The following is a 23,320-nucleotide window of genomic DNA, read 5'->3' as shown; positions in this document are numbered from 1 at the left end:
ACCTAATCACACTCGTGCAATCGCACCAGCGATAGGTCTCCGCGAGGGCGCTGTGAACCCATCCATGGGCGCTACTTTTGTCATCCATGACAAAAGACCCTCGCTACGACCTACCCCTGGTGCTGCTCTATGCGTCAGGCGTGCTCTACACGCCCAGGTAATCCAGAATGCCTTCTGCAGCCTGGCGGCCTTCATAAATTGCCGTGACCACCAAATCAGAGCCGCGCACCATATCGCCACCGGCAAAGATTTTTTCGTTGCTGGTTTGGAAGGCGTACTGACCGTGCTCCGGCGCAGTGACACGATCGCGCTCGTCAACTTGGATATTAGAGCTATCGAACCACGGCGCTGGGCTTGCCTGGAAGCCGAAAGCAATGACCACGGCATCCGCCGCGATGATCTCTTCAGAGCCGGGTACCACTTCAGGGCGCTGGCGTCCGTTTTCGTCCGGCTCACCCAAACGTGTACGTACCACCTTCACGCCTTCGACCTTCTCTTCACCGACGACCGCGACCGGCTGACGGTTGAACAGAAACTCCACGCCCTCTTCACGGGCATTGGAGACTTCACGGCGCGACCCTGGCATGTTGCCTTCGTCACGACGATACGCGCAGGTCACGCTGGTAGCGTTCTGGCGAATGGACGTACGATTACAGTCCATCGCCGTATCACCGCCGCCCAGCACGACCACACGCTTGCCTTCCATGGAGATGTAATCTTCGGGGTCTTTTTCAAAACCCAGGCAGCGGTTGACGTTAGCAATCAGGAAGTCCAGCGCCTTGTACACGCCGGGCAGATCTTCGCCAGGGAAGCCGCCTTCCATATATTTATAAGTCCCCATCCCCAGGAAGACCGCGTCGTACTCCTGCATCAAGGTTTCAAACTCGATATCGGTGCCGATTTCGGTATTGAGGCGAAACTCGACGCCCATCTCCTCAAAAACCGCACGACGGCGCTCCATCACGCTCTTTTCCAGCTTGAACTCGGGAATACCAAAGGTCAGCAGACCGCCGATTTCCGGGTACTTGTCGAACACCACCGGCTTGACGCCGTTACGGGCCAGAATGTCGGCACAGCCCAAGCCAGCAGGGCCTGCACCGATAATAGCGACCTTCTTGTCGGTCCAGGTAACGTGAGACATGTCCGGACGCCAGCCCATGGCAAACGCCGTATCGGTGATGTACTTCTCCACCGAACCAATGGTTACCGCACCAAAGCCGTCGTTCAGCGTGCAGTCGCCCTCACACAGACGATCCTGGGGGCACACGCGGCCACACACCTCGGGCAGCGAGTTGGTTTTGTGAGAAAGCTCAGCGGCTTCAATAATGTTGCCTTCCACCACCAGCTGGAGCCAGTTGGGGATGTAGTTATGCACCGGGCACTTCCACTCGCAGTACGGGTTGCCGCAATGCAGGCAGCGATGCGCCTGACTGGCCGCATCGGTGGGTTTGAACGGCTCATAAATCTCCGCAAACTCTTTGGCACGGGCGCGGGCATCTTTCTTCTGTGGGTCCTTACGACCCACATCGACAAACTGAAAATCGTTATTTAAACGGTTAGCCATGATCTCTCTCCTGTCAGCGTAAGGGGCATAAGCGGGTTATTGCGGCTGACGCCGAGACTGATCCAGCAAACTACCCAAGCTGGCCGCTTTTGGCTTAACCAGCCAGAAGTGACGCGCATAGTCGCTGAAGTCTTCCAAAATAGCCGCCCCACGCGCGGAACCCGTTGCGGCCACATAGGCTTCGATCATTTCACGCAGGTGACGACGATACGCCTCCATGGCCTCGGTGTTGACGCGATGAATCTCGACCAGCTCGTGGTTGTACTTGTCCACGAAGGTGCGCTCTTCATCCAACACATAGGCAAACCCACCGGTCATGCCCGCGCCAAAGTTCACGCCGGTCTCACCGAGTACACAGACCAAACCGCCGGTCATATATTCGCAGCAGTGATCCCCCGCGCCTTCAATCACGGCGGAAGCGCCCGAGTTACGCACTGCAAAGCGCTCGCCCGCGGTACCGGCCGCAAACAGCGTCCCGCCGGTGGCGCCATAAAGGCAGGTGTTACCGATGATGGCCGTTTTATGGCTCTCAAACTGGCTGACTTTAGGCGGCACAATCACGATGCTGCCGCCGTTCATGCCCTTGCCGACGTAATCGTTGGCATCACCTTCCAGGTAGAGGTTAAGGCCACGGGCGTTCCACACCCCGAAGCTCTGCCCCGCCACGCCGACAAAGTTAGCCGTGACCGGCGCAGTTTCCAGGCCATCCTCACCGTAACGCTTGGCAATCGCACCAGAGGTTAATGCGCCTACGCTGCGGTCACAGTTGGTAATGGTGAAGTTAAACTCCCCGCCCGACTGACTTTCGATAGCGTCTTTCAGCGCCGCCAGCACTTCCTGGTTTTTAGCACCGGGATCGTGGGGCACGTTACGGCTAACGGTGCAGAACTGTGGCGCATCTTTAGGTACAAAATCGTTAGTCAGCAGCGGGGTCAGATCAAGCTTACGCTGAGACGCAGTATTTCCTTCCAACACTTCCAACAGGTCAGTACGGCCAATTAGATCGGTCAACTTGCGCACGCCCAATACTGCCATCAGCTCGCGCACTTCTTCGGCAATAAAGCGGAAGTAGTTTTTGACCATATCCACGGTGCCGCGGAAGTGCTCGCCGCGCAGGAAATCATCCTGAGTGGCGACCCCGGTGGCACAGTTATTGAGGTGGCAGATGCGCAGGTACTTACAGCCCAACGCTACCATCGGCGCGGTGCCAAACCCAAAGCTCTCCGCACCTAGAATCGCTGCTTTGACAACATCCAAACCGGTTTTCAGGCCGCCATCGGTCTGTAGGCGAATCTTGTCGCGCAGGCCGTTGATGCGCAGCGCCTGATGCACTTCAGGAAGCCCCAGCTCCCAGGGCGAACCCGCGTGCTTGATGGAGGTCAGCGGGCTTGCGGCGGTACCGCCGTCGTAGCCTGACACGGTAATCAAATCCGCATAGGCCTTGGCCACACCGGTGGCGATCGTGCCGATACCCGGCTCGGATACCAGCTTCACCGACACTTGAGCTTCTGGATTGACCTGTTTGAGGTCAAAAATCAGCTGAGCCAAATCTTCGATAGAGTAAATATCATGGTGTGGTGGCGGTGAAATCAGCGTCACACCGGGCACCGCGTAGCGCAGCCGGGCAATCAACTGGTTCACTTTACCACCGGGCAGCTGACCACCCTCACCGGGCTTGGCACCCTGGGCGACTTTGATCTGCAGCACTTCCGCATTGACCAGGTACGCCGGGGTAACGCCAAACCGGCCGGAGGCGATCTGCTTGATTTTCGAGCTGCGAATAGTGCCGTAGCGCGACGGGTCTTCGCCGCCTTCACCGGAGTTGGAGCGACCACCCGCTTCGTTCATGGCCTGGGCCAGGGCTTCGTGGGCTTCCGGCGAAAGCGCACCCAGCGACATACCCGCGCTATCAAAGCGGGGCAGCAGATCTTCAACCGGCTCCACTTCTTCCAGCGCAATCGGGGTTTCCGCAGGCTTGAGCTTGAGCAAGTCACGAATGGTCGCCACCGGACGCTCGTTCACCAACTGGGCGAACTTCTTCCATTTGGTGTAGCTGCCTTCCTGTACCGCTGCCTGCAGTGACATCACTACATCGGGGTTGTAGGCGTGATACTCGTGACCGTGAACATACTTGAACATGCCCCCCTGGGAAATTCCTTTACGCGGAATCCAGGCATCTTTCGCCAGCAGCGTCTGCTGCATCTGAAGCTCGGCAAAACCGGCCCCCTGAATGCGCGACGCCATACCAACAAAACACAGATCCATTACTTCGTCCGCCAGACCTACGGCCTCGAACAGCATTGAGCCGCGGTAGGAGGCCAGCGTCGAGATACCCATTTTAGACAGGATCTTGAACAAGCCTTTCTGCAGGCCTTTCCGGTAGTTCTCGCGGCCGTCGGCCGGGTTGCCGGTTAGCTCGCCGGTGCGGTGCATATCCGCCATGACCTGATAAGCGAGCCACGGATAAACCGCCGTCGCCCCCACGCCAAACAGCACCGCCATTTGGTGAGCGTCACGGGCGTAGCCGGTTTCCACCACGATATTGGCGTTGGGACGCAGCGCCAAACGGCCTAAGTGAGAGTGCACGGCACCCACGGCCAAGGCGGCCTGGATGGGGATAAGCCCTTTCGCCAGCTCTGCATCGGTGAGCACAAGAATGACTTTACCGGCGCGCACTTTCGCTTCGGCCTCTTCACACAGGGCCTTGAGCGCTTGGTGCAAGCTTTGCTGCTCAGGGTCATAACCCAGTGACATGGTGTGGCTGGCAAAGGCCGGGTCATCCTGGCTAACCAACGCGGTAAATTTACGCGGCGACAGCACCGGCGTGGTCAAAATCAAGCGGTGAGCGTGCTCAGGCGTCGCTTTAAAGACGTTGAGCTCGGCGCCACAGCAGGTTTCCAGCGACATGACGATCGCTTCACGCAGAGGGTCGATGGGCGGGTTGGTGACCTGGGCAAACTTCTGGCGGAAGAAATCCGTCAGCAGGCGCGGACGGCTCGACAGCACCGCCATCGGCGTATCGTCGCCCATTGAGCCCACCGCTTCCTGGCCGCTTTCCGCTAACGGACGCAGCACCTGGTCGCGCTCTTCAAAGCTCACCTGGAATAGCTTCTGCTGCACGCTGAGCGCATCGGTATCCATGCTCTGGAAACGCGCCAGCTCAGTCAGTGCCGACTCCAGGTAGCTGGCTTCCTGCTTCAACCAGCGCTTGTAGGGGTAAGCAGACTTTAGCCGCTGATCGATGTCGGTGGTGTGCAGTACTTCCCCGGTTTCAGTATCCACGGCGAGCATTTGGCCAGGACCAACGCGACCTTTCGCCACCACGTCTTCCGGCTGATAGCCGTAGGTGCCGGTTTCCGAGGCCAGGGTAATGTAGCCATTTTTGGTGATGACCCAGCGCGCCGGGCGCAGGCCGTTACGGTCAAGCATACACACCGCTTGACGACCGTCGGTCATCACCACGCCCGCAGGGCCGTCCCACGGCTCCATGTGCATGGAGTTGTATTCGTAGAAGGCGCGCAGCTCGGCATCCATGGTTTCGACGTTTTGCCACGCGGGCGGCACCATCATGCGTACCGCACGGTGCAGCTCCATACCGCCGGTCAGCAGCACTTCCAGCATGTTGTCCATGCTGGAGGAGTCAGAACCAGTGGTGTTGACGATTTCGTCCAGCTCGGTGATATCCGGCAGGCGCTCGTTAACGAAGTTGGCTTTACGCGAATTCGCCCAGCCACGGTTAGCCTCAATGGTGTTGATCTCGCCATTGTGGGCCAGCAGGCGGAACGGCTGTGCCAACGGCCAGCGAGGTGCAGTATTGGTAGAGAAGCGCTGGTGGAAAACGCAAATGGCGGTTTCCAGACGCGGATCATTCAAGTCTTTATAAAAGGCCGGCAGGTCTTCCGGCATGACCAAGCCTTTATAGGAGACCACTTCTGACGAAAGGGAGGCGACATAGAAATCTTCTTCGTCGCGCAGCGCTTGTTCAGCACGGCGACGGGCCATAAAGAGGTCAACATCGAAGTGCTCACCCAGCCCCGGCTTTACAAAAAGCTGACGAATACGCGGCAGGCAGTCAAGCGCCATAGGGCCACAAACGCTGGCGTCGGTAGGCACATCGCGCCAGCCCAACACGTTGAGGCCACGCGCTTCAAGCTCACGCGTCAGGGTGTCGCGAGCATGCGCTTCACGCTCGTCATCATTCGGCAGGAAGACCACGCCCACGGCAAAGCGTTCGCCCAAGTCGGCATCAAATGCCTCTTTGGCCAGCGCCTGCATGAACGGGGTGGGCATTTTAAGTAGCAAACCACAGCCGTCGCCGGTTTTTCCGTCGGCAGCAATACCGCCCCGGTGGGTCATGCAGGTCAGGGATTCAATGGCAGTTTTCAGCAAATCGTGGCTAGCCTGGCCTTCCATATGAGCAATCAGGCCAAAACCACAGTTATCGCGAAACTCGCCAGGCTGGTGAAGACCTCTATTCATGGGCGTGCCTCTACTAGTCAGCGTATTTTTTTAGCAGCGTGCTTATGGTATAAAGGGCGGTTTTGCTTTTTTTATAGTGCTTACAACCTGCCCAGAATGGGGTATTTCCCACGTTCGCTGCCGCAAGAAAATGGCCGGCCAGCATAGCGATTGGCGCCCACTTTGCGCAATCGCTTGGCGCTTATAACGTTAGAGAAACTCTTTTCAAATCCTGTATTTGCATTCTTACTAAAGGAAAAAACACATACACTTCAAGCACTTGTAACGAAAGGAAACGCTATTTCGAGGTGATTTATTTTCCACTAGACTTTAGTCTAGCATACCTCAATTAACCCATGCCGATAGTGCATAAGGCATACGGATTATATAGAAACAGTGTTCTGCTTCCTGGCAAAAATAGTGCATGAAGAAAAGGGGCATGAAGAAAAACCCGCTGAATGACACCACTCAAGTTGCAAAGTGGTGTTATTCAGCGGGCGTTGGCTGATTGGTTACCGAATGAGTTGGTTGGATGACCGTTCGCCGCTCAGCGGCGCGGATAGCTATCCAGCAGCGAGCGGAGAACTTCAATGGGCGTGGCATCGCTAACACAGGCATCGCCCAATGCGTTGAGCAACACCAGGCGCAGGCGGGAATCAATATTTTTCTTATCCAGCCGCATGCGGGCCAGAAAGTCGTCGCTGGACATGTTGTCCGGCGCTGCCAATGGCAACTCGGCACTCTCAATCACCGCCAAACTGCGTGCCAGCGCCGCATCATCAATCCACCCCAACTGCTTTGAAAGCGTGGCCGCCATGGCCATTCCCGCGCCGACTGCCTCGCCGTGCAGCCAGTTACCGTAGCCTTGGTGCGCTTCAATGGCATGGCCAAAGGTGTGCCCCAGGTTCAGCAGCGCACGTACGCCCTGTTCCGTCTCGTCTTCGGCGACAATGTCGGCTTTGATTTGGCAACTGCGCGCTATGGCTTCGGCAACGACCTCAGGCATCACATTAAGCAGGGCGGTCATGTTGGCTTCCAGCCAGCTTAAAAACGCTTCGTCGCGAATCAGACCGTACTTAATCACCTCGGCGAGACCAGCGGAGAGCTCGCGACGCGGCAGACTCTTCAGGGTATCGATATCCACCAGCACGGCTTTGGGTTGCCAGAAAGCGCCGATCATATTTTTACCCAGCGGGTGGTTAACGCCGGTCTTGCCGCCTACCGACGAATCCACCTGGGAAAGCAGCGTGGTGGGCACTTGGATAAACGCCACACCGCGCTGATAGGAAGCAGCGGCATAACCCACCATATCGCCAATTACCCCGCCGCCTAAGGCGACCAGGGTGCAGCGGCGGTTAAAACCGGCTTCAAGCAGTGCATCCCAAATACGGCTGACCTGCTCGATGGTTTTGTACTGCTCGCCATCAGGGAGCACGACCGTGCGCACATCCAAATGATCCGGCAGGCTAGCGCAGAGCTTTTCCAGATAGAGCGGCGCAATGGTCTCGTTGGTGACCACCATTACCTGGTTTCCCGCCAAGTAAGGCGTCAACGTATCGGCTCGCCCGATCAACCCTGTCCCAATATGAATCGGGTAACTGCGCTCATCTAAAGCAACGTGAAGCGTGCGTTGCGCGCTGGCGGTCGAGGTCATTGCGATACCTTATGGTTAAACGTTCCAGCCGAATGAGGCGGAGATGAGGGCTCAAGCGGATCTACCAGCCGATGCACCCGGCGCAGAATTTCATTGACCACCGCTCGCGGGCTGCGCCGGTCAGTACGCACGGCAATATCCGAAGTGGCACGGTAAAGCGGATCGCGCTGGGCAAACATGTCGTTTAGCACCTGCTCACGATTACCACACTGTAATAACGGCCGATTACGATCTTTCGCCGTTCGCTTAAGCTGCTGGTCCACCGTGGTCAACAGATACACCACCGTGCCGCGCTCGCGCAGCGCGCGGCGATTCTCTTCGCGCAGTACCGCTCCGCCCCCGGTGGCAACTACGACGGACGAAAGCCGGGTCAACTCATCGATCATATGAATTTCACGTAACCGAAAGCCCTGCTCGCCTTCCACGTCGAAGATCCACGGAATATCTGCCCCGCAGCGGTCTTGGATGGCGTGATCACTGTCATAAAACGGACGCGAAAGCTCCGCCGCCAACAGGCGACCAATGGTGCTTTTGCCAGCCCCCATGGGGCCTATAAGAAATAAATTGGGTAAATCCTGCATCAGCGAACCGTTAAGCCATCGTCTAGGAGTCGTGGAGTAATAAAGACTAACAACTCTACCTTTTCATTGCTCTCTTCGGTATAGCGAAACAGTCTACCCAGTAAAGGAATATCGCCCAGAAGCGGTGTTTTGGCGATTTGGCGCAGCTCTTCGGTGGTCAAAATTCCGCCTAACACCACCGTTTGGCCGTTATCTACCAGAACTTGGGTCTCAATCTGGTTGGTATCAATCGGTGGTTCGCCACCAAACTCCGATTCACGGAAGCTGTCATTTTTGATCACCAGATCCATGATAATGCGGTTATCCGGGGTAATCTGCGGGGTAACTTCCAGTGAGAGCTCGGCCTCTTTGAACTCGGTATCCGGGTTGTCGTTGCCATCCACACTTTGAAACGCCCGCTCTTCACCCTGGCTAATCCGGGCAGTACGCTGATTAGCGGTAATGATGCGGGGCTGAGAAATGGTCTGGCTCTTGCCTTCGCTTTCCAGTGCGCGCAGCTCCAAATCCAACAAGATATCACCGGATAAGTAGCCAAAGCTAAAGCCGGTACCCGGCCCTGAAGCAGCGCCTAAATCCACCGCCAAGCCGCCCTGCGCCCGGTTGATGCCATTGGGGTTGATATCCCGTCGGCTGAAGGTACCGTCATCTCCCTCCTGAAAGCCGCGGGTGCTCGACATGCCCCAATTAATACCTAGTTCACGGGAAGCAGTGTCTCGGGCAATAACAATGCGCGCTTCTATTTGCACTTGGCGAACGGCAACATCCAGGCGGTCAATGGTGCGTACGATATCGCTCACTTGGTCGGCGGTATCTTGCACCAGCAGTGTATTGGTGCGGTTATCAATGCTGACGCGCCCCCGCTCGGTGAGCAGCCCAAAACCGTCCCCATCGCCTCCGCGCAGTAGCTGGGCCAAATCCTCGGCCCTGGCATACTTGATCTCGATGAACTCGGTCACCAACGGCGAGAGCGTCTCACGCTGGTTACGCGCCTCTAGTTCCTGGCGTTCCAGGTCAGCCAGCTCACTGGCAGGCGCCACGACAATCACATTGCCCTGTTCACGACTCGATAATCCCTGGCTTTGCAGAATCAGCGCTAACGCCTGATCCCAAGGGACATCGTTTAAGTTGAGCGTCACGCGCCCGGTGACGCTGTCACTGGCCACCAAGTTCAGCCCGGTAAATTCAGCCAGCGTCGCTAGCACTGAACGCACTTCGATATCTTGAAAATTAAGACTCAAACGCTCGCCATTAAATCGTTCACCGGTGGCCTGAGTGGGCTGTGATTCCTGGCTGGCAGGCTGCACTTCCACCGTCAGCGTACGGCCACTTTGCGATGAGATCATCGCATAAGCACCCTGGGTAGCGATGACCAACTGGGTATCACCCTGACTGGTACGGGGCGTAATGCGCGTAATCGGCGTGGCAAAATCGGTGACATCGTAGACTTGGTTAAGCGAGTCAGGAATCGTCACATCGCGCAAACCAACCATCACCTGGTCGGGGCCACCCTCGCGCACGTTCGCCACAACCCCTTCGCGGTCAAAAGTGACCAGCAACCGTCCGGCGCCGTCTGCGCCGCGTCGAAAATCAATATTTTCAATCTGTGGCCCTTCATCGGTCTCCAGCCCCGTCGAAGAGACGCTGGCGACCGGCATGGGCGAAGAATTAAGCGAGGTATCGGCCGCAGGGTTAGCGGCTGATGCAAAGGTGATACGTAGACGATCATCCAGCACGCGAGACGTAAATGACTGCGGCCCAGAGAGGTTGACGACCAAGCGCGTACGACCATTGCCCTCCAGGGCAGTAATCTCCTCGACGCCACGGCTGTTGATGCTCAGGCGTCGGCTGGCTAGCCCATTTTGGGTATCTGCCAAATCCAGCGTCACTCGTGGAGGGGAGTCTAAGCGGTAGCTGCGTAATTCGGGCACGCCACCGGTGAAGAGAAGGTCAACATTGACTCCCCCGTTGTCGTCGGGCTGAGCATCAACACCCGTTAACACCGATGCAACTGTCAGCGAAGGCATCAGTAAAAATAGTGCGGCCATGGCCATAGAAAGAGTAATTCGCCAAGCTGTAACTGCCATGAGTTATTATCCGCTTACTCGTTGTTTTCGTTGATGACTAGCGACACTTGCCGCTCTTGCCACCCTTCCCGTTGGGTAAAGACCCGCTCGGTGACACGGATGTCTTGAGCGCTGATCTGAGCAATTCGTCCGTAGTCGGTGCCCATATAGTTGCCCTCTTTCACACTGGTCACATTGCCATCCGGCGAGGCGACCAGCGCCACTTGCCGACCCGCCATACGCATCGTACCGACCAATCGCAGGTCCTGCAGTGGAAAGCGCTCCAGAGGCTCTGGGGAGCGCTGCTGGTCCGGCGCAAGCGCGCCCTCGCTACGATTCGCGCTCTCCTGAGCAATAGCGTCGGGCGGCAAAAAGGGGCTGCGGTCTTCGCTGTATAAATAAGACACGCGGTGACTTGCGGGCAGCGCGACCGCAATGACCGGCGGCTGACCGCCTGGCGACTGACGAATATCAGCTAAGGTGCGCTCAAGCTGAGTTAAATCGGCATCCACGCAGCCCGTCAGCACAAGTGCCAGAGTAATGACCGTGGCCATCTTCACCCCATAAGGCGCTGTTCGATGACACCTCATAACGCATCCGCCCCATTCGTAGAGGGCTGGTCACTCTCTTCAACATAACGATAAGTACGCGCTAACAGGGATAGGCGCAGCGTATCGCCGCGCCCCTCAACGGGCTCCATAGTAAAATCATGCTGAGTCACCATCCGGGGCAATGACGCGATATCGGCACTAAAGCGTGCCAACTGGTGATAGTTGCCGCGCACCTGAATATCGAGCGGCTGCTCGACATAATGAGCCTGTGTGAGCGTTGGACGCAGCCGTATCGTTTCAATGGTAAGGCGGTTGTCGACGGCGGCATCGCTAATGCTATCGAGCAGTGCAGGGATTTCCGCACCGGTGGGCAGCATGGTACGTAAACGGGCCATTTGCCCTTCCAAGGTAGCTAACTGCTCCCGCATTTCCGGTAAGAAGGCCGCTTCCGAGGCTTTACTGCGGTATTCGCTTAATAGCCTGACCTCATTACGCTGGGCCGCCATATACGCTTCACGCTGTTCGCTCACGACTAGCCACAGCATGACACACAGCGCGACCAGCAGGGCCAAGCAACAGCTCAGCACTTTTAACAACAGTGGCCATCCACCGGCTTCCTTAACGTCCAGATCACGCCAATCAACATCGCGCAGGTGCTGCCACTCAATGCCCCACTGCTCGCGACTCAGGCTCATGGCGCTCCCCTTTCTAGATCCTGACCGACATCCTGCTCTATACCCCGCCCCGCCGGTGATATATCGGCAACTTGCTCTACCTCAAACCGAAATAGGCGACCTGTACTGTTTTGATCACTTTCCACCGCTGACAGCAAAGGCACGCTCAAACCTGGCAGCGCTGCAATACGGCGCAGTTGCTCGGAAACCTGACGTTCACTACCGGCCACGGCGGTGACACTGACACTGCTACCATTTTTCGATAAGCGTTGAAAAATAACGCCGTTAGCAACGCTATTCGCCACGTCATTAAATAGCTGCACGGTGTCCGTTTGCTCGGTTTGCAGCGCCTGAAACACTGCGATCTGCTCACCTAAACGTTCGGCATCGGTTGCGTAGCGTGACACGCCTTCAATATCAGCATTAAGGCGCTCGATATGCTCACTAACGTAGGCATTGCGCTGCTGCTGAGCAGCTAGCTTAAGCTGGTAATAGTGCGAGATCAGCAGGCCAAGCACTACGCCCAGTACCAGTATGCCAGCCACGATCACGTAAAATTTGCGCGTTCTTCGCTCTCGCTGAGCTTCCCGCCAGGGCAGCAGGTTAATCGTCATGCTCATTGGCTCACTCTCATCGCCAAGCCACCTGCGGTCAGCATCGCTGGTGCATCATTCGTCAGCGCCTGAAGGTTGAGGCGCTTATTAACCTGCATACGTTGGAAAGGGTTAGCAATGGTCACCGACATACCACTATCCTCAGCAATACGTTCGGCCAGTCCTGGAATCACGCTCGACCCACCCGCCAACACTATGTGCTTCACCTCTTGCTGACGCCCGGCGGTGTAGTAGAGCTGCAAGGAGCGCCCCACTTGCTGTACCACGGTTTCAAGAAAAGGATTCAGTACTCGCTCATGGTAATCGTCAGGTAGCCCACCCCGCTTTTTGGCGAATCCCGCCTCCTCCATGCTCAAATCGTAGCGTTCGCGAATCGCATCGGTAAGCTGACGACCACCAAACACCGTATCGCGGGTGTAAACAATATGCCCGCCCCGCACGACGTGAAAGGCGTTCATATTGGCCCCAATATCCACTAAACCAACGCACGCGGTGGGATCATTATCGACCTTCAACTGACGGCGAAGCTCGGCGAGTGAACGCTCCATGGCAAAGGTCTCCACATCTACTGCTGCGGGTTCCAAACCGGCGCGTTCCAACGTTTCAGTCAGTTGCGTGACGTCCTGTTGCCGACAAGCCACCAGCACGACCTGCTGCTGCTCATCGTCAAAAGGTGATGGCCCAAGACACTCAAAATCAAACGCCACCTCATTGAACGGAAAGGGAATATGGCGGTCTGATTCGGCCACGATGCGCTCTTCGATCTCCTCTTCACTCAGCCCGATTGGAAAGCTCAGCGTTTTGGTAATCGCCGCGCTGGCAGGAACAGCCACTGCTGCTTTGCGAGTGGAGGGTTTAGCATGTTCAACGGCACGGCTAAGTACGCTAGCCACGTCATCAATATCGCGGATACGGCGTTCAACCACTGCGCCTTCGCGTAATGGCCTTACGGCATAACTTTCTACTTGGTAATTATCATGGCACTGTTTTAGCTCAAGCAGCTTAACGGTCGCTGATGTAATATCGACGCCGATCAAACCTTTACCAGATTTCAGAAAGCGCATATTGGGTTCGGCTCCGCCTACTTGTCGCCCGTCTTTCAGATGTGGTTTGAGGTTACATGATTTTTAGTTAAGTCACACGCGATCGAATTTACGGCATATCAACACTGGTGGCCGCCGCCTCAGCTTCCTATAATGGCAGCCAATTGCATGATACGGCCGTTTAGATGCCGATCTTTTTATTCTTCCCAGGGTGCTCTTCGTACATGACGTTTCTCCGAACCCTTATCGTGTCGCTATTTTTTCTGATTGTATCGTTGGTCGGTGCCGCTGCGTTAGCTGTGGTAGGAGCCGCCATTTACTTTGCGCCGGGCCTCCCCGATGTTCGCCAACTGCAGGATTTCGAACTGCATACGCCGCTACGTATTTTTACCAACGACGGTAAATTGATTGGCGAGTTTGGTGAAGAGCGCCGCATGGCGATCAATTTCGATGAAATACCGCAGGATATGATCAATGCCTTGATCGCTGCCGAGGATGCTAGCTATTTCGACCATGCTGGCGTCGACCCACGCGGCTTAGCCAGGGCCGCGGTGGAGCTTTTGCAAAGCGGTGGCACCATTCAATCCGGTGGTTCGACCATCACCATGCAGGTCGCACGTAACTACATGCTGACGCTTGACCAGACCTTTACACGGAAAATTCGTGAAATTCTGCTGGCACTGCAAATGGAGCAGGTACTCAATAAAGAGGAAATCTTTGAGCTTTATGTCAATAAGATATTCCTGGGTAACCGCGCCTACGGTATCGCTGCCGCCGCCGAAACCTATTACGACAAACCGCTTGCCGAGCTGAACCTGGCGCAGACGGCGATGATCGCGGGCCTACCCAAGGCACCTTCCGCCTTCAACCCACTGGCCAACTCCGAACGCTCGCTGATTCGTCGTAACTGGATTCTGTTCCGCATGCGCGAACTAGGCTACATCGACGACGAGACCTACCAGATAGCCGTGCAGGACCCGGTCACCGCCCGCCGTCACTTTACCCAGGCTGAGGTCGATGCCGCCTATGTTTCCGAAATGGCCCGCCAGTACGCGGTAGAACGCTTTGGCGCCGACGCCTACACCGGCGGCTACCGTATCTACACCACGATCGATAGTGAGCTGCAGCCCTTTGCCCACGAGGCGCTTGCTAATGGATTGACGGACTACGACCTGCGCCACGGCTGGCGCGGACCGGAGCAGAGCGACATTGCCGCCAGTCTGGTGGAAGCCCAGGAGCAGACCGCCACCCAAGGCCTTGAAGAGGAGCTTTCCGAGTCGCCCGAAATCCGCCAGACCGCTCGCCAGGCCGCCCAGCGCAGCCAGACCGAAGTCGAAGGAATCGACGGCGACGTCAGCAACTGGGTGCAGGTGCTTGAGCGCACGCCCAACTATGGCATTCTCCACCCCGCCATTGTGGTAGAGAGCAGTGGTCGTGAAATGCAGGTACTAACCCGCAAGGGCGGCCTGCAGACCATCGGCTGGGAAGGCTTGAGCTGGGCACGCCCTTACCTGAGCCCGCGTAGCCGTGGCGCCGAACCCAGCTCGGCGGAAGAGATTGCCGTTCGTGGCGATATGGTTCGCGTCATTGAGAATGAAGACGGTTCAATACGCCTTTCTCAATTGCCCGATGCTGAAGGCTCCCTGGTCGCTCAAGATCCGCGAACGGGTGCCATCCTGGCGCTCCAAGGCGGTTTCGACTTTAATGCCAGCAAGTTCAATCGCGCGGTACAGGCACGGCGCCAATCGGGCTCCATCTTCAAACCGTTTATTTACTTGGCGGCCCTTGCAGAGGGTGAGATGAACGCTGCCAGCGTGGTTAACGATTCTCCCGTGGTACTTGATGACGGCAGCAACTCATTGTGGCGGCCGGTCAACTCCAGCCGCGACTTCCAAGGTCCGATGCGCTTACGCCCAGCCCTCGCCCGTTCGCGTAACCTGGTGACGATTCGCGTACTGCAGACCATGGGACTGGATTACACGATCAACTTTTTGGAAGGCTTCGGCTTCTCTCCAACCCAGCTTCCTCGTGGCTTATCATTAGCGCTAGGCAGCGCGAGCTTAACGCCGATGGAGATGACCAACGCCTATGCGGTACTCGCCAATGGCGGCTTCCAGGTATCGCCCTGGTTTATTGAGCGAGTCACCCGTGACGATGACAATGAAGTGATCGATGAAGCTACACCCCAGGTCGCTTGCCCCAGTTGCGCGGAAGATCAGGAAACGGTCGAAATTGATGGACGCGAATACCCCATCGCCAAGCGGGTGGCCGACCCGGCAGCTGTGTATATCCTGCGTGATATGCTGCGGGACGTTATCACCTCAGGTACTGGCCGCGGCGCATTAAGCCTTAACCGGGATGATATCGTTGGTAAAACGGGCACCACCAATAGCCAGCGTGACGCTTGGTTTGCAGGCTTCAACAGCAACTTGGTGACCACGGTTTGGGTAGGTAAAGACAGCAACGAAACCATTTCTGAATATGGGGCTCAGGCAGCGCTACCCATTTGGATCGAGTTTATGGGCGATGCCCTGGAAGGTACGCCGAGCGCAGTACCGGAGCGCCCTGAAACGGTGGTCACCGCCCTCGTCGACCCGGATACCGGTCGTCGCTTACAGAACGGTCAAACGGGTGGCATCTCAGAGCTGTTCCATCAGGACCACTTGCCGGATTACCAGCAGCGTCGCATCAGCCGTGAGCTGGAAGAAGCCAGTGGCTCCCAGGGTTCAGGCACCGCTGAGTCGATCTTCTAAACCAGCCACCGCTTAGACCTTAGCGCTTAGCCCAACCCACCAAGCAAAAGGCCCGGAGAGATAATCTCCGGGCCTTTTCTGTTACTGCTGTCTTTCACTCTGGGTGTCGGTTGCCTAGCGTCTATCCGCTAACGGGTGTCGCAGACTCTTCGCGCTTGCTGGCCAGCCAGTTAGCGCCAATGGCGATGATCATTACCACCACACCGGCAATCTCAGTCATCAGATTAGGATAGAACACCCCAAAAATTGCGGCGGTAATCGCGATACGCGGTAGCCACGACATTTTGGTAAAGAGGTAGCCCTCCAACGCGGCGGCAAAAGCACCCAGCGCCAAAATGGCAATCACTCCGTTCCAGATAACCACCGGTACCGGGCCGCCAATGATGATTTCGGGATTGAAGACCATAAACAGCGGAATCAGGTAGAGGCCTTTAGCAAACTTCCACGCCTGGAAACTGGTTTCCATCGGTTTACTGCCTGCAATCGCTGCCCCGGCAAAGCCTGCCAAGGCGATGGGCGGCGTCACGTTGGAGTCCTGTGAGTACCAGAACACCACTAGGTGGGCGACCAGCAGTGGCACACCGAACTCGGCGGTCAATGCAGGCCCGACGAGTACGATAAGCACGATATAGCTTGCAGTGACCGGCAGCCCCATCCCCAGCACCAGGCTTGCCAACAGCACCATCACCAGCGCCAACACCAGATTGCCACCTGAGAAAGCCAGCATCATGGAGGAGAATTTAAGTCCCAGGCCGGTTAGGCCCACCACCCCAACGATGATCCCAGCGACGGCACAGGCCATGGAGACGGCCACCGCGTTCCGCGCACCCAACTCCAAGCCCTCGATCAGCTTGGAAAAGCCTGTGTGGACCACGTCTTTAATGGCCGACGCGGTCACCGGCTGCCCCTGCCGAGGCGCCACAAAGAAGAACCACAGCACGTAGCGCAATACCGCCACCGCCAAGATAGTAATCACTGCGTAGTAGCCTACCCGCATGGGCGACATACTCATCGCTAACAGCCACACCAGCACCGCCAGCGGCAGCAGGAAGTGCCAGCCATCCTTCATGACCTGGCGCATCTGCGGCAGCTCATCTTTGGGCAACCCCTGCATACCTTGCTTAAGCGCAATGATATGCACGAACAGATAGACCGTAGCGAAATACATAATCGCTGGCAGGATACTGACCTTGACGATGTCCAGGTACGGCGTATTGGTGTACTCAGCAATCAAGAACGCCCCGGCGCCCATCAACGGCGGCATGATCTGCCCACCGGTCGAGGCCGCAGCTTCGATACCGCCCGCCTGCTTGGCCTTGTAGCCCAAGCGCTTCATCAGCGGAATGGTAAAGGCCCCGGTGGTCACCACGTTAGCAATCGCACTGCCGGAAATTGAGCCCATGCCCGCCGAGGCTAATACCGCCGCTTTAGCTGGCCCGCCGCGCTGGCGACCAGTCGCTGCGTAGGCCATATCGATAAAGAATTTGCCTGCCCCGGTGCACTCCAAAAAGGCACCAAACAGCACAAAGATAAAGATGTAGGTCGCCGCGACGCCCAGCGGCAGGCCAAAGATGCCCTCTTGTCCCAGGTACAGTTGCCCGGCGACCCGGTCAATGGTGTAGCCTCGGTGCTCCAGAATGCCCGGCATCCATTCGCCCAGCCAAGGCAGCTCGCCCCGCGGCCCAGCAAAGGCGTACACAATGGCCAGCAGACCAATCACGGTCATACCAAAACCCACCGCCCGGCGGCTGGCTTCCAGTACGGTCACTGTGGCAATACAGGCAACCAGAATATCGGTGTCATTCCAGAACCCGGCACGGCTAAAAATCTCATCCAGGTTAAGCACTAAGTAACCACCGGTGAGAATCGCCCCGGCAAAAAACACTAGATCAAGCCCCCAGCCCAATACACCACGCTTACGGGTGGGGCCAAAGGCTGGAAACATTAAGAACGCCAGCACCATGATCAGTGCCAGGTGAATACTGCGCTGATAAAAAAGCCCTAACGGCTGAATACCGGCAGAATAAAGCTGAAACAGGGATAGACCCACCGCCACAATGGTGATCGACCACAGCACCATGCGGGGTTGAATCGCATTACCGCTCGGCACCACGCTCGACGGTTGATTGGATTCGTTCATGAAGTCCTCGGAAGCGTTAACTAATGTCGTTTTTAATCACGCGGGGATGCGTGAGGGGCTATTAGCTGAATGGTCACGCGCTGCCCAGCGGCGTGCTCACTTAGGCTCACCGGCGGATGCTCACCGTCTGGCCACACTACGCGATGGTTGACCGCAGGAGAACCAACTCTCAACACATAACGGTTATTGGCGACAGGCTCGTCGATCGCATTAATCCAGTAGCCGCCCTCACCGTCTGAAACCTGCTCGCCACGGCCAAAAATATGCCCTAGCCCGGCGGCAAAATCGGGTTGATGGCTGCGCTCCAGTTGCATGACACCCGCCACATTGCGATAGCAATCCAACACCGTAAAATGCTCAACGGAGTGCTGCCATTTTATACACCAGCGACCACCAGCTGGTACCGCTTCATCTACCAAGGTGTCGCCTTGCTCGGTCACTACGGCTAGGTGCATAAACGCCGACGCCGAAGCGGGGGAAGCCCCCACTTCGGCGAACGGAGAACATGCAATCAGTAGCGCCAGCAGTCGTTGCTGCCACTGCATGGCAATATCCTTCAATGCACTTTAGCGATTACGGACGCAGACGATCAGGGATCTCAGCACCGACTTCTTCGAAGTAGCGCAACGCGCCTGGGTGTAACGGCACCGGGGTAGAGTCCATGGTGAACTTCACCGTGGTGTCGTTCGCCGCCGGGTGAACCGCAATCAGCTCGTCGGTGTTTTCGAACAGCAGTTGGGTCAACTGGTAAGCCAGCTCTTCGTCCATGTCAGAGTTAACGACGAGAACGTTGGGAATGCCGATCGTCTGTACGGATTCATCCATTCCGTCATACATACCGGCGGCAAGCTCGTAGGGGGCAAAGACTTCTTCTTCTGCCTGAGCATTGGCCACTTCTTCATCAGACAGGCTGATCAGGCGAATATCGCGGGTCGCGGCCAGGTTAAGAATTGAGCTGGTCGGCGGCCCAACGCTCCAGAAGCCGGCGTCGATATCACCGTCACGAATCGCATCAGCGGTTTCGTTGAAGTTAAGACGTTGTGGCGTAAAGTCGTCATAGCTAATGCCATTGGCTTCGAGCAAGGCACGCGCGTTCAGCTCGGTACCGCTACCCGGTGCGCCAACAGAAACCCGTTTGCCTGCCAAGTCAGCAATCGTTTCGATGTCCGACTCAGCCAGGGTGACCAGCTGCACGGCATTCGGATAAACCGAGGCTAGCGCGCGGATGTTCTCAACCTGACGGCCTTCAAAATCATCCGTGCCGGTATAGGCTTGGTAGACCGTATCGGCCAGTGCCAGAGCAAGGTCCGCGTCGCCGCGCATGATCAAGCCCATGTTTTCAACCGAGGCACCGGTCACTTCGGCGGTCGCTTGAGCGCCTTCGATATGGTTGTTGATCATTTCGGCAAAACCACCGCCGATCGGATAGTAAACGCCGCCAGTACCGCCTGTCGCGATAGAAAGCTGCTGGGCGCTTGCTGGAAGTGCGACCGCGAGCATCGATGCGGCAGCAGCATATTTTAGTGATTTCATGAGCGTTTCCTCCGTCCTGCTTGGACTTATAGGTATGGTTGACGATAAAAGGAGGTGTTGAAGCCCCAACTTCTGCATGCCATTAAAAGGTAAGCAGAAGCGGTGGAGGAGAAGTTAGCACGGCTTGTACGTTAGATGCTAATAGGCGTTATCAGCGCTCAAGGGGTAGCGGCAAGGTGGCGTCCGGGGACATACCGCCTCCTCAGAATGAGGAAATCTCGAATAAATGCCTTACTCAATGCCAAATTGTTTATATTTATTGATAATAGTCGTTAATTTACCTTTATCTCACCTTTTATTCGCTCGGGAGCCACACTGTTATGGAGTCAGAAGTTAAGGAGCCAAATGCTAAAGAGCCTAGCGCGCCGCGCCAAAATCTCGCCATTAGCGCTTACCGGCAACTCAAGCATGACATCATTCGTGGCCGCTATGCTCCTGAACAGAAACTGTTAATGAGCCGCCTGAAAGAGCACTACGGCGCGAGCACCGGGCCGCTGCGGGAAGCGCTCTCGCAATTAGTGGCCGACCGCCTAGTGGTCGCGATTAGTCAGCGAGGCTATCGCGTAGCGCCAATGTCGCTGGCGGAACTCAACGATATTTACGACGCCCGCGCCCAGCTTGAAGGACTGATCCTACGGTTAGCCATTCAACGCGGTGACGATGACTGGGAAGCCACCGTTCTGGCCACCGCGCACCGGCTAGCCAAAGTCACCGACATCAACACCCCCGATGATCTGCTCGATATTTGGGATCAGCGTCACAAAGCCTTCCATACCGCCATCGCCAGCGGCTGCAATTCCCCTCACCTGCTGCAAATGCGTAACACCCTGTTTGACCAGGTTGAGCGCTACCGCCACCTGTGGCTGCAAGAGACCGTGATGTCGCCCCAGGCGCTGGAGCTTAAGCGCCAGGAGCATGCTGCGCTGGTGGATGTCATCCTCGCTCGCGATACCGCCGAAGCCGACAGTTTAATGCGCGACCACCTGATGACGCCGGTACCTATTATTACCCGCGTTCTTGAGGCGCGGGGCATCCGTTAAGCGCTGTGTTTGGCAAATTAAATTCTGCGCTTTAAAAAAATGTAGATATTTTAAAAAAACGGCGATACATTGGCTGCATGCTACTTTGCAACCCATCCTTTGCCGTCGGCTCTCAATAAAACCGACCAAACAAACACATCGAGGACTCCACGCCATGACACATTTCAACTGGGACGACCCGCTGCTGCTGGAACAACAGCTCACCGACGAAGAGCGCCAGATTCGTGATGCGGCCTACGATTACTGCCAGGAAAACCTTCAGCCCCGCGTACTGACCGCCTTTCGTGAAGAGCGCTTTGACCGCGAGATCATGAGCGAAATGGGCGAGCTTGGCCTGCTGGGCGCTACCGTTTCGCCCGAATACGGCGGTGCAGGCGTTAATCACGTGGCCTACGGGCTGATTGCTCGTGAAGTCGAGCGCGTCGACTCCGGCTACCGTTCAGCCATGAGCGTGCAGTCCTCGCTGGTGATGTACCCCATCGAGACCTACGGCTCTGAAGAGCAGAAGCAGAAATTTCTGCCTAAGCTTGCCAGCGGCGAGATGATTGGCTGCTTCGGTTTGACCGAACCTGATCACGGTTCTGATCCAGGTGGCATGATTACCCGCGCGGAAAAAGTCGACGGTGGCTACCGCCTGACGGGCGCCAAAATGTGGATCACCAACAGTCCTATTGCTGATATTGCAGTGGTATGGGCGAAATCAGCGGCCCACGACAATCAAATTAAAGGCTTTATTGTCGAGCGCGGCACCGAAGGTTTCAGCACGCCCAAAATCGAAGGCAAAGTCTCGCTGCGTGCCTCGATTACCGGTGAGATCGTGCTGGACAACGCCTTCGTTCCCGAAGAGAACCTGCTGCCCAACGTCAGCGGCCTGAAAGGCCCGTTCGGCTGCTTGAATAAAGCGCGTTACGGTATCGCCTGGGGCGTCATGGGCACGGCCGAGTTCTGCTGGCACGCCGCGCGTCAATACACCTTAGACCGCAAGCAGTTTGGCCGCCCGCTGGCTGCCAATCAGCTGATCCAGAAAAAACTTGCCGACATGCAGACCGAGATCACCCTTGGCCTGCAGGCAGCCCTCCAGGTGGGCCGCCTGATGGATAGCGGTAACTGGGCGCCGGAAATGGTGTCGCTGATCAAGCGCAACAATTGCGGCAAGGCACTGGATATCGCCCGTCAGTCGCGCGACATGCACGGCGGCAACGGAGTTTCCGACGAGTACGGCGTGATTCGCCACATGGTTAACCTTGAGTCGGTGAATACCTATGAAGGCACCCACGATGTGCACGCGTTGATTCTTGGCCGCGCACAGACGGGCATTCAGTCGTTCTTTTAATTGACCTCTGACCAATCGCCTTTAAACGCCATTAGCCAAGGTAGAAACCTTTATGAGCAAGCCCCTTATGAGTGAGCCAACCAAACCACTGACCGGCATTAAAGTACTCGATATTTCCCGCGTACTGGCCGGGCCGTGGTGCGGTCAAATGCTCGCGGACATGGGGGCGGATGTGATTAAGGTAGAGCGTCCCGGTAGCGGCGATGACACCCGCCATTGGGGCCCTCCTTGGCTGGCGGGCACTGAAGAATCAGCGTATTACCTGTGTGCTAACCGAGGTAAGCGCTCGGTGACCGTTGATATGGCCAAGCCCGAAGGCCAAGCGGTAATTAAGCAGCTGGTCGCCCAATCCGATGTGCTGATCGAAAACTTTAAAGTCGGTGGTCTTAAGCGTTATGGCCTGGATTACGCCAGTTTAAAGGCGTTAAACCCCAAGCTGATTTACTGCTCGATCACCGGCTTTGGTCAGGAAAGTCCTTACGCGCACCGGGCGGGCTATGACTTTATGATCCAAGCCATGGGCGGGATCATGAGTCTAACCGGCAAGCCCGACGGTGAGCCTGGAGGTGGCCCGGTTAAAAGCGGCGTCGCCTTTACCGATATTTTCACCGGTCTGTATGCCGCCAATGCGATTTTAGCAGCGCTTTATCAGCGCCGAGACAGCGGCGAGGGATGTCATATTGATATGGCATTAATGGATGTGCAGGTGGGCGTGCTCGCTAATCAGGCGCTCAACTACCTAACCTCGGGCAACGTGCCCCAGCGGCTGGGTAACGCTCATCCTAATATCGTGCCTTACCAGGCGTTTGCCACCCAGGATGGTCATATGATCATGGCCGTTGGCAACGACGAGCAGTTCAAGCGTTTTTGCACCGTGCTTTCGCTACCGGCCTTGGCTGAAGACCCCCGTTTTGCTACTAACGGTGCCCGTGTAAATAACCGCGCGCTACTCGTGCCGCAGTTGGAAGCGGCATTAGCCCAGCGCAGTACTGATCACTGGCTGGCGGCCTTTGAAGCCGTGGGCGTTCCCTGTGGGCCAATCAACACGCTAGATCGGGTATTCGACGACCCCCATGTAAAAGCCCGAGGGCTCAAGCAGACCTTGCCGCATGACCAAGCGGGGCACGTTGACCTTGTGGCCAATCCCATTCGGTTTAACGGCGCGCAAATGAGTGCTTCAACAGCGCCGCCCCACTTGGGGCAACACACGGAAAGCGTGTTGGAAGAGCTTGGCATTACCCCTGAACAGCGCGCGGCGCTTCGCGAAGCGGGCATTATTTAATCGCGTTTTAGTTGACTATATTCCCCCTCTTTGGCGC

Annotated in this window: 16 protein-coding genes; 4 read left to right on the top strand and 12 right to left on the bottom strand. The window is 56.7% G+C overall.

Annotated elements, in window-relative coordinates; all coding sequences use genetic code 11:
• Positions 1-145: 145 nt before the first annotated feature.
• The 9 genes from AC5TBW_RS03340 to pilM all read right to left on the bottom strand — a co-directional run bounded on the left by AC5TBW_RS03340 (position 146) and on the right by pilM (position 13,223).
• Entirely contained in the window at positions 146-1,564 is a 1,419-nt protein-coding gene (locus AC5TBW_RS03340) for an FAD-dependent oxidoreductase (RefSeq protein ID WP_280105755.1), read from the bottom strand.
• A 36-nt stretch (positions 1,565-1,600) separates the two neighbouring features.
• Positions 1,601-6,043, bottom strand: a complete 4,443-nt coding sequence (gene gltB / locus AC5TBW_RS03335) for a glutamate synthase large subunit (RefSeq protein ID WP_495510714.1) — start codon at positions 6,041-6,043, stop codon at positions 1,601-1,603.
• Between the two features lie 526 nt (positions 6,044-6,569).
• A complete protein-coding gene (gene aroB / locus AC5TBW_RS03330; protein WP_495510713.1) occupies positions 6,570-7,676 on the bottom strand; it encodes a 3-dehydroquinate synthase in 1,107 nt (368 codons plus the stop codon).
• Positions 7,673-8,257 (bottom strand): shikimate kinase AroK, encoded by a 585-nt coding sequence (gene aroK, locus AC5TBW_RS03325; protein ID WP_495510712.1) that lies wholly within the window; start codon positions 8,255-8,257, stop codon positions 7,673-7,675. The genes aroB and aroK overlap by 4 nt, the downstream gene beginning before the upstream one ends.
• Positions 8,257-10,341 (bottom strand): type IV pilus secretin PilQ, encoded by a 2,085-nt coding sequence (locus AC5TBW_RS03320; RefSeq protein ID WP_495510711.1) that lies wholly within the window; start codon positions 10,339-10,341, stop codon positions 8,257-8,259. The genes aroK and AC5TBW_RS03320 overlap by 1 nt, the downstream gene beginning before the upstream one ends.
• A 14-nt stretch (positions 10,342-10,355) precedes the next feature.
• Positions 10,356-10,874, bottom strand: coding sequence for a pilus assembly protein PilP (locus tag AC5TBW_RS03315; protein WP_495510710.1), 519 nt, complete (start codon positions 10,872-10,874; stop codon positions 10,356-10,358).
• Between the two features lie 32 nt (positions 10,875-10,906).
• Entirely contained in the window at positions 10,907-11,566 is a 660-nt protein-coding gene (locus tag AC5TBW_RS03310; protein ID WP_495510709.1) for a type IV pilus inner membrane component PilO, read from the bottom strand.
• Positions 11,563-12,165: a PilN domain-containing protein gene (locus AC5TBW_RS03305; RefSeq protein ID WP_495510708.1), complete on the bottom strand. Its 603-nt coding sequence runs from the start codon at positions 12,163-12,165 to the stop codon at positions 11,563-11,565. The genes AC5TBW_RS03310 and AC5TBW_RS03305 overlap by 4 nt, the downstream gene beginning before the upstream one ends.
• Positions 12,162-13,223: a type IV pilus assembly protein PilM gene (pilM, locus tag AC5TBW_RS03300; protein ID WP_495510707.1), complete on the bottom strand. Its 1,062-nt coding sequence runs from the start codon at positions 13,221-13,223 to the stop codon at positions 12,162-12,164. The genes AC5TBW_RS03305 and pilM overlap by 4 nt, the downstream gene beginning before the upstream one ends.
• A gap of 203 nt (positions 13,224-13,426) precedes the next feature.
• Between pilM and AC5TBW_RS03295 the strand changes: the two genes are divergently transcribed.
• The gene (locus tag AC5TBW_RS03295; protein WP_495510706.1) at positions 13,427-15,955 is read left to right on the top strand and encodes a penicillin-binding protein 1A; all 2,529 of its coding nucleotides are present in this window, start codon (positions 13,427-13,429) and stop codon (positions 15,953-15,955) included.
• Between the two features lie 121 nt (positions 15,956-16,076).
• On the opposite strand, the gene AC5TBW_RS03290 is transcribed toward AC5TBW_RS03295, so the two are convergent.
• Genes AC5TBW_RS03290 through AC5TBW_RS03280 form a run of 3 tightly spaced genes read right to left on the bottom strand, consistent with a single transcriptional unit; the run spans position 16,077 to position 19,628 of the window.
• Positions 16,077-18,095: a TRAP transporter permease gene (locus AC5TBW_RS03290; RefSeq protein WP_495510705.1), complete on the bottom strand. Its 2,019-nt coding sequence runs from the start codon at positions 18,093-18,095 to the stop codon at positions 16,077-16,079.
• 32 nt (positions 18,096-18,127) lie between these two features.
• Entirely contained in the window at positions 18,128-18,640 is a 513-nt protein-coding gene (locus AC5TBW_RS03285; RefSeq protein WP_495510704.1) for a DUF1850 domain-containing protein, read from the bottom strand.
• Between the two features lie 28 nt (positions 18,641-18,668).
• A complete protein-coding gene (locus AC5TBW_RS03280; RefSeq protein ID WP_495510703.1) occupies positions 18,669-19,628 on the bottom strand; it encodes a TAXI family TRAP transporter solute-binding subunit in 960 nt (319 codons plus the stop codon).
• 320 nt (positions 19,629-19,948) lie between these two features.
• Between AC5TBW_RS03280 and csiR the strand changes: the two genes are divergently transcribed.
• The 3 genes from csiR (at position 19,949) to AC5TBW_RS03265 (ending at position 23,283) form a co-directional block, all read left to right on the top strand.
• On the top strand, positions 19,949-20,668 hold the full coding sequence (csiR, locus tag AC5TBW_RS03275; protein WP_495510702.1) for a DNA-binding transcriptional regulator CsiR: 720 nt from the start codon (positions 19,949-19,951) through the stop codon (positions 20,666-20,668).
• 154 nt (positions 20,669-20,822) lie between these two features.
• A complete protein-coding gene (locus tag AC5TBW_RS03270) occupies positions 20,823-22,001 on the top strand; it encodes an acyl-CoA dehydrogenase (RefSeq protein WP_096282008.1) in 1,179 nt (392 codons plus the stop codon).
• Positions 22,002-22,068: 67 nt separating this feature from the next.
• Entirely contained in the window at positions 22,069-23,283 is a 1,215-nt protein-coding gene (locus AC5TBW_RS03265; protein ID WP_495511904.1) for a CaiB/BaiF CoA transferase family protein, read from the top strand.
• The last annotated feature ends 37 nt before the right edge of the window (positions 23,284-23,320 follow it).

The sequence above is a fragment of the Vreelandella sp. ssv genome (assembly GCF_059448525.1).
This window is presented reverse-complemented; position numbering and strand designations above follow the sequence as displayed.